Origin of the sequence: Pseudoalteromonas sp. SG45-2, from assembly GCF_014164115.1 — a bacterium.
GTDB lineage: Bacteria > Pseudomonadota > Gammaproteobacteria > Enterobacterales > Alteromonadaceae > Pseudoalteromonas > Pseudoalteromonas distincta.
Genome location: NZ_JACJEO010000007.1, coordinates 1 through 13648, shown reverse-complemented (window position 1 = coordinate 13648; position 13648 = coordinate 1). Strand labels below are relative to the sequence as shown.

Genomic DNA, 13648 nt, shown 5'->3' with positions numbered 1-13648 from the left:
AAGAATAGATTTATAATAATAAAATACGGAGAACACATGGCAAGTTCAGCACCAGTGACAACACACACACAGTCGCAAAACTATCAGGATAAAAATTACAGTTTTGCATTAACTTCTCTAACAACATTATTTTTTATGTGGGGATTTATAACCTGCTTAAATGATATTTTAATCCCACACTTAAAAGCCGTATTTAACTTAACGTATGTACAAGCCATGTTGGTTCAGTTTTGCTTTTTTGGCGCTTACTTTTTAATGTCACTTCCAAGTGGTTATATAGTTAAAAAGGTGGGCTATAAAAAAGGCATCGTGATTGGATTATTAATTGCAGCAGTCGGGTGTATATTATTTTACCCAGCAGCGTCTTTACATAGTTACCCTGTATTTTTATTCGCTTTATTTGTACTTGCCAGCGGCATAACGTTATTGCAAGTATCTGCTAATCCTTACGTAAGTTTGTTGGGCTCACCAAAAACTGCGTCATCTCGACTTACGCTTACCCAAGCTTTTAATGCATTAGGTACCACTGTTGCGCCATCATTTGGTGCTCTGTTAATTCTAGACTCAGCGTCAGAAGCCTTTTTAACACCGGCTCAAAATGCAGAGTCAGTTCAACTTCCTTACCTCCTTTTAGCTGCAATGCTTATTTTACTAGCCGGTATTTTTGCTTGGCTTAAATTACCAGACATTATGAGCGAGCAAAAAGCAGAAGCCGAAAAATCAGAGGCAATTGAAGGCAGTGCTTGGCAGTATCGCCATCTTGTATTAGGTGCTGTGGGTATATTTATGTATGTAGGCGCCGAGGTGGCAATTGGTAGCTTTTTAGTAAGCTTTTTAGCACAAGAAAATATAGCAGGGCTAAAAGAGAATGTTGCAGCTCATTACATCACTTATTATTTTGGTGGTGCTATGGTTGGGCGTTTTATTGGTGCTGCTGTAATGCAAAAACTACCCGCAGGTAAAGTACTTGGCTTTAACGCAACCATGGCTATTATTTTAGTCATTATTGCCATGAGCACGTCGGGTCAATTAGCAATGTGGTCAATACTATTGGTTGGTTTATTCAATTCGATTATGTTCCCAACTATTTTTAGTTTAGCGTTAAATGGACTTGGTAAGCATACCGCTCAAGGCTCTGGTATTTTGTGTTTGGCGATTGTAGGTGGTGCAATAGTGCCACTTTTACAAGGTGCGCTTGCTGATAGTGTGGGTGTTCAACTTTCGTATGTTTTACCTATTTTATGTTACATATTTATTGTTTTTTACGGCCTACGAGGCAGCAAACCAGTATTAGTGAAGGAGCCATCATAATGAAAACGACTTTTAAACTTAATGCATTAGCAATTGCAACGTTAGTAGGAAGTGTTACTGCACTAAGCGGATGTACTAACGAAAGCAATGTTGAAAAAGTAAATGTTGAAGCGCAATCAAAGCTTGAGAAAATTTGGCCAAAGCTTTCAATTGCAGTGAAAAAAGACCCTGCTATTGAAGCTCAAATTGTCACGTTTTTAGAAAATATGACGCTTGAGCAAAAAGTAGCGCAAATGATTCAACCAGAAATTCGTGATATTACCGTTGAAGACATGCGTAAATATGGTTTTGGCTCTTACCTCAATGGCGGTGGTGCTTTTCCTAATGGCGATAAGCATGCAACGCCAGAGGATTGGGTTGCACTTGCAGAAAAAATGTATCAAGCATCTATTGATGACTCAGTGGACGGCAGCAAAATTCCAACTATGTGGGGCACCGATGCAGTACATGGTCATAATAACGTAATTGGCGCGACACTTTTTCCACATAACATTGGTTTAGGCGCGGCTAATAACCCCGATTTAATAGAGCAAATAGCATCTATTACCGCAGTAGAAGTAATGGCTACGGGGATAGATTGGGTATTTGCACCCACTGTAGCAGTAGTACGAGACGACCGTTGGGGCAGAACGTACGAAGGCTATTCTGAAGATCCAAAAATTGTTCACGATTACTCAGCAGCGATTGTAAATGGATTGCAAGGTAAAGCCGATGGCGACTTTTTAAGTGATAAGCGCGTTATTAGCACGGTTAAGCACTTTATTGGCGATGGCGGCACCGTTGATGGGGATGATCAGGGAAATAATATAGACAGCGAGCAATCGCTATTTGATATTCATGCTCAAGGTTACGTAGGTGGTTTGTCTGCGGGTAGTCAATCTGTTATGGCATCTTTTAATAGCTGGAATGGCGTTAAAAATCACGGCAATAAATACTTACTTACAGATGTATTAAAAACACGTATGGGTTTTGATGGTTTTGTAGTGGGAGATTGGAACGGCCATGGTCAAATTAAAGGCTGTATTAACGAAAGCTGCCCAGAAGCGGTAAATGCTGGCCTTGATATTTTTATGGTGCCAACAGGCGCGTGGAAGCCGCTATATGAAAATACAATTGCACAAGTAAATGCAGGTAAAATAAGTATGAGCCGCATTGATGATGCGGTTGCACGTATTTTACGCGTTAAGTTACGCGCTGGGTTATTTGATAAACCAAGTCCAGCTAAGCGTCTGTACTCGGGTAAAACAGAGCTTATTGGCGCTCAAGCGCATCGCGAAGTAGCACGTCAAGCTGTGCGCGAGTCGCTTGTATTGCTTAAAAATAAAAATAACCTATTACCTATTGCAGCTAATCAACGCGTACTTGTTGCAGGTGATGGTGCCAATAACATAGGCAAACAGTCTGGTGGTTGGAGTATTACGTGGCAGGGGACTAATAATAAAAATGCAGATTTCCCAGGAGCAACGTCAATTTACAAAGGGCTTGAAGAGCAAATATCTGCAGCAGGTGGAAGTGTTACTTTAAGTGCTGATGGTACGTTTGAACAACGTCCTGATGTTGCCATTGTTGTATTTGGTGAAGAACCTTACGCGGAAGGGCACGGCGATAAAGATAACCTTGAGTTTGAGCGCGGAAATAAAAAGTCATTAGCACTTTTAAGCTCGTTAAAAGAGCAAGGTATCCCTGTTGTATCTGTGTTTATTTCAGGTCGACCTATGTGGGTGAACAGCGAACTTAACGCATCTGATGCGTTTGTAGCTGCATGGTTACCTGGTACAGAAGGTGCGGGTATTGCTGATGTTTTATTAAAAGCGGCAGACGGCACCATCCAAAATAACTTTAAAGGTAAACTATCGTTTTCTTGGCCTAAATCGGCGGTACAAACTGCGGTTAATAAAGGCGATGAAAATTACGATCCATTACTTCCTTATGGTTTTGGTTTAACGTATGGCGATAAAAACGTGCTAGCTGACGACCTTGATGAAGACTCTAAACTTGATAACTCAGGGCTTACTAGTATGGATATACTTGTAGGTGCACCTGTAGCACCATGGCGCTTATTGTTAAAATCGGGCGATGAGCTTTTAGATGTATCGAGTAGTACCCATGAATTTGGTGCAATTAAATACCGTACTGAGGACAAAACAGTACAAGAAGACGCGCGCCAATTTAACTTCAGCGGTGCAGAAAAAGCCAGTGCTGAAATAGTAACAAGCTTTGCAGAAGATACCATTGCCTACGTCGAAGCAAACAGTGTGATTAGCTTTGATATTAAATTAAACGAGGCACTAACGAGCGATGTAGCCCTTGCTATGACTTGTTCTGGTGAGTGTGGTGCAAGCATTGATTTAGCAAACGTAGTTGATAAAACTATTGAAAATAAATGGCAGTCAGTATCAATCGATTTAGGTTGTTTTGCTGATAAGGGTGTTAATTTTGCAAGCCTAACAAGCCCATTTAGCTTACACAGCAATGGTAAAGCATCAATTTCTGTAGCTAATATTCAGTTTGTACCAAATAAAGCGGACGAGGCTACGCTGTCTTGTAAGTAGTTTATTAACTCTATTGTGTGTATACCAAAGCCCTTCTAATGAAGGGCTTTTTTTATGGATAGATGTTAGCTAGATAAAATATGGTAGTTTAAATATAGTTGTTTTTAATGCGCTTATAAGTCACTTAAAAGCAATTAACTTTTCGTGAGTAAGTTTTTTTCATCAAAGGTTACTACTTTGTCTCGGCCAGTTTCTTTAGCTAAGTAAAGGCGTTTATCGGCATAAGCGAGCAGTTCTTTTATAGTTGCATTCCCATTAATTGCATTACTTACCCCAGCGCTTACGGAAAGTTTTATATGCTGATTTTCATGATAAAAAGCTTGAGTGCTTATATTCTTTCTTAATAGCTCAGCATCACTTTTTGCTGCACCAAGGGTGTAATCAGGTAGTAAAATGGCAAATTCTTCTCCGCCAATTCTGGCACTAATACCTACATTTAAAAATTGCTCTTTAATAAAGTGAGATATCCACTTAATTGCGTGGTCGCCCGCTTCGTGACCAAACTGATCGTTTACACGTTTAAAAAAATCAATATCGAGCAAAATAACAGACACATTTTTGTCTATATTTTTAGGATCACTTAGTGCTTCTTTACTTTTTGTAAAAAAGCCACGGCGATTAAGTAATTGGCTTAAAGTATCGGTGTTAGCAAGGCTTGAAAGTGTATGCTCTGTATTAGAAGCCAGCAGGTATGGCAATATTAGTGCGCTACAAGTGGCCAAAATTAAATGACTACTTAAGATAAGTTGCAGTGGCTCTATGTAGTTTGGCGAATTAATACTAAAAATAGATATTGCCAATAGTGTTGTTTGTATGAGCATTAAAATGCTGTGAATTGAAAAACAAACTATCAGCGCTTTTTTTTGCAAAGTGGCTACAAAGTTCATCTGCTTAATAATATATGCGGAATATAGGTATAAAACCGAAATAATTAAGCTTGTCAGCATTTGCCCTGCAGGGTCTGAATATATGGGTAATAAAGCAACCCCCGTTAATCCAAGGAGACAATAAAGAGGTTTTAAGTTTAGTGCCTTACTGTGCTTATATTTATTTAACCCAATAATAATTAATAATGGACTTAGTAATATAAAAATATCAGCCAAATAGTGTGTAATAAAAGGCGCGTTTATTACTAATTTTAAACAGGCAAGTAACTCGGCAAATGCAAAGGTAATGCATGCTAGGCCAAATAATAAAAATGATGTTTGTTTTTTAAAGTTATGTACGGATAAAAAAAACAAGCCTATTAATACGTTAAGAATAAAAGAGAGACTGATCACAGTAGGCAGGTGTAGCATTTAAGATTCTCTTTTATTAAAGATAGGCGTGGTTGGTGTGGAAAACTTGCTGATTATTATGTATTAATGTTTAAAGGTCAATATGGGTAAAAAGTAGTAATTTACCCATATATCTAATTTGAAAGGGATTTTAACTGAACGAATATTAACGCCCGCTAAACCAAGCTCTCTAAAGCCGATTTTATATCAGGATGATGAAAACGATAATTGTTAACGAGTGCCTTTTTAGGGACTACAAATTGCCCCATTGTTAGTAAGTCTGACATTTCACCCATCAATAGTTTAAGTACTGGGGTTGGCATAGTGATAAATGCAGGTCGAGATAGCGCCTCGCCTAAGCTTTTACTAAATTGAGCATTGCTTACAGGGTTGGGTGCTGTTGCGTTAACAGGGCCTGATATTTCTGGGTGTTTAATAATAAAGAGTATTAGCTGAATCATATCGTCGATGTGTATCCACGACATGCCTTGCTCGCCATTACCAATCGGGCCACCTAAACATAATTTAAAAGCAGGTAACATTTTTCCAAGTGCACCTCCTTTTTTAGCTAAAACAATACCCGTTCGCAAAAGGCATACTCTGGTTTGTTCTGATTGGGCGAGTAGTGCTGCATTTTCCCAGTCTTTACAAAGCTGGTGGCTAAATTCATCGTGTGGGCGTTCAAAAGTTTCATCAATAGGATTACTATTTTGTCGACCATAAAAACCAATTGCACTGCCAGATATAAAAGTATGCGGGGGTATACTACAGGCTTTAATAGCTTCACTAATTTGCTGTGTAATATCAATACGACTGTTTCGTATTATTTGCTTTTGTTTGTCGCTCCAGCGTTTATTTACAATCGGCTCGCCAGCGAGATTAATAACGATATCAACAGTGTTAAAGTCAACATCACTAATGTCACTTACGGCTTTAACTTTGTGGCCTAATAATACGTTTGCTTTAGTTGGATTGCGGCTAAGTACAGTAACAGTATTATGATGAAGTAAAAAAGGGCATAAGTGCTTACCAATTAATCCGGTCGCGCCAGTTATAAATATATGCATTATTCATCCTTACAATAAAATAGAAGCAAGTGATTAAAAAACATACTCGCTAGCAAACAGCTTTGCAAATTTATACGTAAAACAGGCTTTTATGATCACTTCGTAATTATTTCATTTAATTACCTTTTGCCTTACACTGGGACGATATAGTTAATAAAAGGATTAATAAATTGGCAAGTTTAACTGGAGTAAATAAAAGCTTAATAGTTTTTGCTTCCTTAGTAGTGGTCCTCGCTGGAATAAAAGCCGCGAGTGTAATTATTATTCCGTTTATTTTGGCGGCATTTATTGCCATTATTTGTAACCCGCTTATCAAGTTTTTTGCGCGCTACAAAATTCCTAAAGGCATTGCTGTTATGTTGGTCGTGCTGATTATAGTTGGCTTAGGGGTTAGCCTTGGTGGGCTTGTAGGGCAATCTATCAACGATTTTTCGCAGCAGCTTCCTGAGTATAAAACACAACTTAAAGAAGAATTTGTGTGGCTGGTCGATTTAGCATCTCAATACAACATACTGATCAATAAAGATCAGTTAATCAATATGTTCGACCCTGGCAAAATGGTTGATGTGGCCACTAATATGCTCACTGGGTTAGGTGGCGTAATGGCAAACATGTTTTTAATTATTTTAACGGTTGTTTTTATGCTTTTTGAAGGGCCAATGCTGAGCAAGAAAATACATATGGCACTTGAAGACCCTGATAGTAAAATGAAGCAAATTGACCGCTTTTTAGAATCTATTAATTCATACTTGGCAATTAAAACGCTAGTAAGTTTAGGGACGGGTATTATTGCTGCGTTTTATTTATGGATTTTAGACGTTGACTACTTTGTGCTTTGGGGCGTTTTGGCATTTATGTTCAATTACATTCCAAATATAGGTTCAATTATTGCGGCTGTACCAGCTGTATTACTTGCCCTTATTACTCAAGGCCCATTAGTGGCAGGACTTGTTGCTGCAGGATATTTAACAATAAATACGGTAATGGGTAATATTGTAGAGCCTAAATTTTTGGGTAAAGGGCTGGGTCTTTCAACGTTAGTGGTGTTTTTATCATTAATATTTTGGGGCTGGTTATTAGGTACTGTGGGTATGCTTTTATCTGTACCATTAACAATGATTGTAAAAATAGCCCTAGAAGCCAGTGCTGAAGGTAAGTGGGTTGCCACTTTACTGGGCAGTGGTGAAGACGTTACTAAAAACAACTAACATTTATAACCATCAAGGGCTGTAAAATTAAAACCCTTGATGGTTAAGTTATCAATAAATACAGGGCTATTAATTAATAAACGATTTAATTGCGTCATCCACAGCGTTTATTGCGCCTTCTAAATATCCTGCTTCTTGTTTTGCAAACTCACTCGCTACAAAATGAATATTGAGGTTACTTAATTGCTCTTCCAAGTTTGAAAAATCAAATTCTGGGTGCTGTGAAGGCTGAGTTTGATCGTCTTTATTAGCTACAAATTTATCCTCTGCCCAGTCTTTAATAAAGTATCCGGTTGCCTTTTCAGCATCCTTACCATAAAAGTAGCTGAGCTGTTGGGCACAGGCTTGAATTAATTGCTCTTGAGTTACTTGGTTTCGTGATAAGTAGGGCACACCTATAAAGCCAAATAATGCGGCGTAATTACTATCCTCAGCACTGGCATCGTGAATCTCGACCATAGGGCCTACGCGGCTAAAGCTTTGCCCAGATAAGTTTTTATCACGCCAAAATGCATGTTCAAAAGTAGCTATAAACTTGGCTTGTCCTGCCATCCATGTAGGTACGCTGCTAAGGCGGTTTATGAGTGTTGGAGTCGCCCATAGTTCAGGTGTTAAATGCGTTGTAACCATACGAGGAGGAATTGCTGAAATTAATTTGCCAGTAGTAAAGTGCTTTATATTGCCTAAGTGATTAACCGTAATTAGCCAGTTATTATCACCTTTTTTAAGCTCAGTGACATTATGTTCTAATAATATTGAATCAGGATTAAGCTGCTCATATAAGGCAGTTATTAAGGTATTCATGCTGTGTTTGAGTCTAAATAGTTGCATATCTCCAGCACCTGCAATTTGTTGAGGTTGTTTGAAGTTAGGTGCTTGATATAACACATCACCTTTATGGTATTGCTCAAATATACTTAAGTTGAGTGACTTTATTAGCGCTTGAATTTTTGGTTGGTGGGGAAATATCCACGTAGGACCCAAATCAAAACTAACATCGTTATTTATTGGTGATTGCGCGGCAAAAATTCGGCCACCTAATTGCGATTTAGCTTCTAATAATAAGTACTCAATATTAAGTAGTTGTAATTTATACGCACTGTATAAACCAGCAAGTCCGCCACCTATAATAATTACTGGTTTGGTCATCTGTTTATCCATTAGTTTTTAGCAATCTACTAGTAGGTAGTTTGTTTTGGTATGAATAAATTGTCAAGTAAGCTATAGGGAGTGAGTAAAGAAACGTAACTAGTTTAGTGTGCTTAAATTACGTCAAAATGGGTGTTTTAGTGATTCTGTAAATTGATTTATAAGCTCAATTTCACACAGTTTATAGCTAATGGCTGCGGTTGTCGCATTAGGAAGTTTTATTAAGTAACGCCATTGGCAGGCGCTCTCAAGGTACTTTTCATTATTTTTAATGCTGCGCATAAATAACGGCAGCACTTGCGTATTGCCTGTGCTTTCTTGTGACTTAGTTAGCTCATATTTACGCTTTTGTATCCAACTGCCTTGTGCTTGTTTTGCTTTATCAATTTGGCTATCTAGGCATTGAATATATCGCTTAGCTTCATCGGTTGTTGCTTTAGCGGCTAAAGTACATGCTTCATCTGCAAAGCTGTATTGGCTTGAAGCTAATAACACAATGGCAGTTAGTTTTAATAAATAGTTACTTTTTGTCATTGTAATTAAACTCTAAAATAAATTGAGCGCCGCCTAAGTTATCAGCTTCTGTAATGGTAAGTGTACCGCGATAGGACTTAACCAAGTCAGATACAATTGCCATTCCTACGCCGTGTCCGCTTTCGTATGTATCCAGACGAGTCCCCCGTGTAAGTAGAGATTCACGTTTGTCCTCTGGCACGCCAGGACCATCATCGCTAATTCCAATACATAAAGTTTTGCTTTGAATAACTTGTATTGCTACTTGTGAGCGACACGCTTTACAGGCGTTATCAATCAAGTTACCGAGTAATTCCATTAAATCTGTTTGATCGCCTAAAAAATAATCTTTTTCGGTTACAGTGCAGCTAAAAATAATATCTTTATCACGGTACACTTTTGCCATAGCACTGAGTATTGAATCGAGTACTGGCTTAATAGGGGTTTGTTTTTTCCACGTGTCTGATGCGCCCGTTGCAGCACGTTTTAATTGGTGCTCGATCATCACATTAATTCGGTCGAGTTGTTCTTGTGCATCGGCATCGTTTGCCAATGGACTTGATTTAAGTACCGCAAGCGGTGTTTTAAGTGCATGAGCAAGGTCGCTTAATGAGGCTCTGTAGCGCTCTTTTTGGCGTTGTTGCGACTCAAGTAGCAAATTTAGATCTGCTTTTATTGTTTGCAGTTCTACAGGGTAGAGGCCTTTAATTTCTTGAATATCGCCTGATTCAATCGCTTTTATTTCTTTATCGAGTCGTTGGAGTGGGCGAGCGCTCCAAATGAAACCAATCGCCATCAGGCCTGCGATTGCAATCCCCATGATAAACATCCAATCTACAAGGGTTTGCTTAAAGCCATCCATTAAACGAAGTAGAGCGTCGTTACGTTTAACTAATATAAAGCGAGCTTGTTCTGATTGATCTATGTTGTTTAAAATTACAGTCAGGCTAAGTTGCCAATAAGCGGTATTATTATATTCTACACGCCTAAAGTCGGCAGCACCTGCTTTGGTCTCTATTTGCTGAGGTACATAGTTTAAATTTACAGCCGACTCTGAGTTCCAAACCGGGTCATCATCGCGGTAGATCATTGCGTAGGTATCAGAATTTAATCTGTTTAACTCAGGCGCTAAAATAGTGCTGGGCATAATAATACCATGCTCAGTAAAATCGACTTCAGATATTAGCGAGTAGAGTTGTGCTTCGAGGGTTTTTTCTGTCGCATCAACAAGTGAAGCGTAATACGCCTTACCAATTGAATAAAATAAGATAGGAAGTGCGACTAACAAAACAAAGACAAGGATAAATCCTTGCCTTATTTTTAACGATATTTGCGGTATTACCACTGGCTTTTAAGCCTGTAACCACGCCCACGTAGTGTTTCTACTGGGTTTAGTACGCCTTCAGGGTCAAGCTTTTTACGCAAACGTAGTACAAATACTTCAATTACGTTTGAATCAAGGTCGAAATCTTGGTCGTAAATGTGCTCAGTCAGTTCTGATTTAGAAATTACTTTTTGCGGATTTACCATTAAGTATTCAAGTACTTTATATTCGTAAGCTGTCAGGCTAAGTTCTTTGTCATCAACCCATACTTGTTGTGAACGTGTATGGATTTTAATTGGACCTGCAGTCATTTCTGGATTTGCTTTACCAGCACTGCGACGAATTAATGCATTACAACGGGCAATAAGCTCTTCAACATGAAATGGCTTAGTAAGGTAGTCATCGGCACCTGCATCTAAACCTTCTACTTTATCCTGCCAGCGATCGCGCGCGGTTAAGATTAAAATAGGGATTGTAATGCCTTGTGCTCGTGCTTTATTAATTAGCTCAATACCGTCTATTTTAGGTAAACCTAAATCAACTACGGCCATATCAAGCGGGTATTCTGTAATGTGGAAAAGACCTGCTTCACCATCGTGGCATAAATCCACGCTGTAACGTTCTTTTTCTAAGGCATTACGTAGGTTATCTGCTAAATGTAAATCGTCTTCTATAACTAAAATTCGCATTTTTAATCCTTTTTCACTTCGCCGGTTTTTTTATTAATATGTAAATCAACGACGTGGCCGTCAGATTTGAGTATTCGTACGGTATAAAAATCTGTTTTTTCGGTAATTTTTAAGGTCTTACCGCCAATTGTTTTCTTTGCGAGTATTACGGCTTTCTTTTTGTCCACCTCAGCATGAGATGCTTGGGTGGCGGTTGCTGCTTGACTAAAGTTAGCTAAGCTAACACAAGCAATAAAACCGAGGCTTAATAATACGCGCATAATGGAAAACTCCTAGACCAGACTCACTTAGTTTAATTAACTAAGTTACTAAAATTCAAGTAAAAACGGTAAATTCGTTTTTATCCTGATAATTTTAATTAAAAACCTGTGAACAAACCCTGAATTACAGTGCAACGCACGCTCTAGGGTTTAATACTTTTTAAGCAGGAAATACCTTTTTAAAAGGTTTAACAATTGTATTTTCATAGATGCCAGCGGCAACGTAAGGGTCTGCTGCTGCCCACTCTCGAGCTGCTTCAATTGATTCAAATTCAGCAACCACTAATGAACCGGTAAAACCTGCTTCTTGAGGATCTTCACTATCGACTGCCGGTAATGGACCGGCGGTAAGTAGACGGTTTTGTGAATCAAGCTCACTAAGGCGTGCTAAATGTGCCGGGCGTGCTGCTTTTCTAAGCTCTAAGCTGTTTTCAACGTCTGTTGAGTGAATCATGTACAACATAAGGAATCTCATAAAAATTGTTAAATTTGATTAACGCAATACTACCACAGCGTTGAAAATTGGTGAATTAAAAGCGTATTTACACAGGTTTACACTTCGATTTTATTTTTAAGCTGTAATTGCTTGAAAATCTCTGTGTAACACTGGTAGAGTCGCTGAAATATACAAAATAATAAAAAGGTTTTATGCATGAGCGAAAATAGAGAACGATTTAGTTCCCGCCTTGGATTCATAATGGCAGCGGCCGGTTCAGCTGTTGGTATTGGTAATTTAGTTGGTTTTCCGGTTTCTGCTACTAAAAATGGTGGTGGCGCATTCTTATTAATTTACGCTTTATTTGTCATATTCATTTGTTTACCAGTCATGATGGCTGAAATGGCAATGGGTCGTAACGCTCAAAAAGATCCACTTGGTTCGTACCAACTATTATCTAATAACGATAAAAAATGGAAGTTAGCTGGGTTTTTTGCGGTGCTTACACCATTTATGATTGCTGTATTTTATATGGTGATTACGGTTTGGATCTTTGGTTATTTAACGCAAACGGGCCTCGGTAATTTAGATTTACTTGCAGATCCTGGCCACTTTGGTGTTTTTATTAATAGTTACACTGTGTTTGGTTATATGGCTGTTGTGGTTATTATCGTTAACTTAATTTTGTTAGGTGGTGTTAAACAAGGCATAGAAAAAGCCGCCAAATTTTTAATGCCCGCTTTATTAGTTATGCTACTAGCTCTAGTTACTTATGTATTAACGCTTGATAACGCAATGGCCGGTGTTAAATACTACATTATTCCTGATTTTTCTAAGATGAGTGCAAGTGTACTTAATGGCGCATTAAGCCAAGCGTTTTTCTCGCTATCGCTGGGTATGGGTATATTAATGACTTACGCGTCGTACATTTCTAAAAAAGATGACATTGTAAGCAGTGCTAAAATGGTCGCTATTACTGACTCACTCGTTGCGTTTGTAGCGGGGCTAATGGTGTTGCCAGCGATATTTAGCTTTGACCCAAATACAGACCCATCAGCACTTTCTGATTCGTCCGTATCAATGATTTTTGTATACCTACCTAAAATATTATTAGCACTGCAAAATGATATTGGTTATGTAGGTGCGTCTATTGTTGCGTTCTCATTCTTCTTATTAGTATTTTTTGCAGCGATTACTTCACTTGTTTCAATAGTGGAAGTCCCGACTGCAACACTAAGCGACCGTAAAGGTATTAGCCGTAAAAAAGCACTGGGCATCCTTACACTTTCAACCGGTGTACTCACTATTTTATGTACAATGTCGTTTGGTATGATTGACAGCCTTACATCTTTCACCAGTTATGGCGGCGTTAGTAAGAGCTTTTTTGATATTATTGTTGATGTATTTTACGACACAATTTTACCGCTTAATGGCTTAATGGTGTGTTTGTTTGTAATGTACCGCTGGAAAAAAGCACGCTTAACACAAGAGCTAAGCTTAGGTTCGCCTAATTATGCGGGAAGCTTGATGGAAAAGTACGTTAACTTTTCACTTTCAACGTTTATTCCTGTCATTCTAGCTGTAATATTTATAAATACAGTGGCGACTAAGTTTTTTGATTTAAAAATATTTGGTTTTTAATAGGCCTCTTTAAAAGCTTATTGAATAATATAATGCCGCTCAGTTAAGCTTAGCGGCATTTTTTATAGGCGTTTTTTACAGGTATCTGGTCTAACTATTATACCAACCTGCATAAATCTTTGATCAATTTAACGAATTAAATTGCACTATAACGTCGTTAAAAATTTTTTATTTAGAACAACTAGATACAAAAATTTTTGCCTAGTTCTAGCGTAATTTTC

General features: G+C 38.3%; 12 protein-coding genes. 4 read left to right on the top strand and 8 right to left on the bottom strand.

Annotated features, from left to right (window positions below):
- The first annotated feature begins 36 nt into the window (after positions 1 to 36).
- Together H5116_RS06385 and H5116_RS06380 are read left to right on the top strand one after the other, a co-directional pair.
- A complete protein-coding gene (locus H5116_RS06385) occupies positions 37 to 1311 on the top strand; it encodes a sugar MFS transporter (RefSeq protein ID WP_002959789.1) in 1275 nt (424 codons plus the stop codon).
- Positions 1311 to 3863 (top strand): exo 1,3/1,4-beta-D-glucan glucohydrolase, encoded by a 2553-nt coding sequence (locus H5116_RS06380; protein WP_182715762.1) that lies wholly within the window; start codon positions 1311 to 1313, stop codon positions 3861 to 3863. Before H5116_RS06385 ends, H5116_RS06380 begins: the two co-directional genes overlap by 1 nt.
- Positions 3864 to 3997: 134 nt before the next feature.
- Here H5116_RS06380 and H5116_RS06375 read toward each other — a convergent pair whose 3' ends face one another.
- Positions 3998 to 5161 carry a GGDEF domain-containing protein gene (locus H5116_RS06375; protein ID WP_182715761.1) on the bottom strand — a complete coding sequence of 388 codons (1164 nt, stop codon included), beginning with the start codon at positions 5159 to 5161 and terminating at the stop codon, positions 3998 to 4000.
- Positions 5162 to 5316: 155 nt separating this feature from the next.
- Positions 5317 to 6207 carry a TIGR01777 family oxidoreductase gene (locus H5116_RS06370; RefSeq protein ID WP_182711623.1) on the bottom strand — a complete coding sequence of 297 codons (891 nt, stop codon included), beginning with the start codon at positions 6205 to 6207 and terminating at the stop codon, positions 5317 to 5319.
- Positions 6208 to 6377: 170 nt separating this feature from the next.
- Between H5116_RS06370 and H5116_RS06365 the strand changes: the two genes are divergently transcribed.
- A complete protein-coding gene (locus tag H5116_RS06365; protein ID WP_024595420.1) occupies positions 6378 to 7415 on the top strand; it encodes an AI-2E family transporter in 1038 nt (345 codons plus the stop codon).
- A gap of 69 nt (positions 7416 to 7484) precedes the next feature.
- Here the strand turns inward: H5116_RS06365 and H5116_RS06360 are convergent, their stop codons facing one another.
- The 6 genes from H5116_RS06360 to H5116_RS06335 all read right to left on the bottom strand — a co-directional run bounded on the left by H5116_RS06360 (position 7485) and on the right by H5116_RS06335 (position 11813).
- On the bottom strand, positions 7485 to 8564 hold the full coding sequence (locus tag H5116_RS06360) for an FAD-dependent oxidoreductase (RefSeq protein ID WP_182715760.1): 1080 nt from the start codon (positions 8562 to 8564) through the stop codon (positions 7485 to 7487).
- 123 nt (positions 8565 to 8687) lie between these two features.
- Positions 8688 to 9098: a hypothetical protein gene (locus H5116_RS06355; protein ID WP_024595418.1), complete on the bottom strand. Its 411-nt coding sequence runs from the start codon at positions 9096 to 9098 to the stop codon at positions 8688 to 8690.
- Complete coding sequence (locus H5116_RS06350; protein WP_024606453.1) at positions 9085 to 10422, bottom strand: ATP-binding protein; 1338 nt, start codon at positions 10420 to 10422, stop codon at positions 9085 to 9087. The genes H5116_RS06355 and H5116_RS06350 overlap by 14 nt, the downstream gene beginning before the upstream one ends.
- Positions 10416 to 11090, bottom strand: coding sequence for a response regulator transcription factor (locus H5116_RS06345; protein WP_007375447.1), 675 nt, complete (start codon positions 11088 to 11090; stop codon positions 10416 to 10418). Before H5116_RS06345 ends, H5116_RS06350 begins: the two co-directional genes overlap by 7 nt.
- 2 nt (positions 11091 to 11092) lie before the next feature.
- A complete protein-coding gene (locus H5116_RS06340) occupies positions 11093 to 11350 on the bottom strand; it encodes a PepSY domain-containing protein (protein ID WP_024594903.1) in 258 nt (85 codons plus the stop codon).
- 160 nt (positions 11351 to 11510) lie between these two features.
- Positions 11511 to 11813, bottom strand: coding sequence for a YciI family protein (locus tag H5116_RS06335; RefSeq protein WP_024599115.1), 303 nt, complete (start codon positions 11811 to 11813; stop codon positions 11511 to 11513).
- Between the two features lie 189 nt (positions 11814 to 12002).
- Between H5116_RS06335 and H5116_RS06330 the strand changes: the two genes are divergently transcribed.
- Positions 12003 to 13427: a sodium-dependent transporter gene (locus H5116_RS06330; RefSeq protein WP_182715759.1), complete on the top strand. Its 1425-nt coding sequence runs from the start codon at positions 12003 to 12005 to the stop codon at positions 13425 to 13427.
- Positions 13428 to 13648 lie beyond the last annotated feature (221 nt).

Excerpts from the sequence above, each read along its gene's own strand:
- H5116_RS06345 (WP_007375447.1), bottom strand. The coding sequence starts at position 11,090 with ATGCGAATTTTAGTTATAGAAGACGATTTACATTTAGCAGATAACCTA.
- H5116_RS06355 (WP_024595418.1), bottom strand. The coding sequence starts at position 9,098 with ATGACAAAAAGTAACTATTTATTAAAACTAACTGCCATTGTGTTATTA.
- H5116_RS06360 (WP_182715760.1), bottom strand. The coding sequence starts at position 8,564 with ATGACCAAACCAGTAATTATTATAGGTGGCGGACTTGCTGGTTTATAC.
- H5116_RS06380 (WP_182715762.1), top strand. The coding sequence starts at position 1,311 with ATGAAAACGACTTTTAAACTTAATGCATTAGCAATTGCAACGTTAGTA.
- H5116_RS06340 (WP_024594903.1), bottom strand. The coding sequence starts at position 11,350 with ATGCGCGTATTATTAAGCCTCGGTTTTATTGCTTGTGTTAGCTTAGCT.
- H5116_RS06335 (WP_024599115.1), bottom strand. The coding sequence starts at position 11,813 with ATGTTGTACATGATTCACTCAACAGACGTTGAAAACAGCTTAGAGCTT.
- H5116_RS06370 (WP_182711623.1), bottom strand. The coding sequence starts at position 6,207 with ATGCATATATTTATAACTGGCGCGACCGGATTAATTGGTAAGCACTTA.
- H5116_RS06385 (WP_002959789.1), top strand. The coding sequence starts at position 37 with ATGGCAAGTTCAGCACCAGTGACAACACACACACAGTCGCAAAACTAT.
- H5116_RS06330 (WP_182715759.1), top strand. The coding sequence starts at position 12,003 with ATGAGCGAAAATAGAGAACGATTTAGTTCCCGCCTTGGATTCATAATG.
- H5116_RS06375 (WP_182715761.1), bottom strand. The coding sequence starts at position 5,161 with ATGCTACACCTGCCTACTGTGATCAGTCTCTCTTTTATTCTTAACGTA.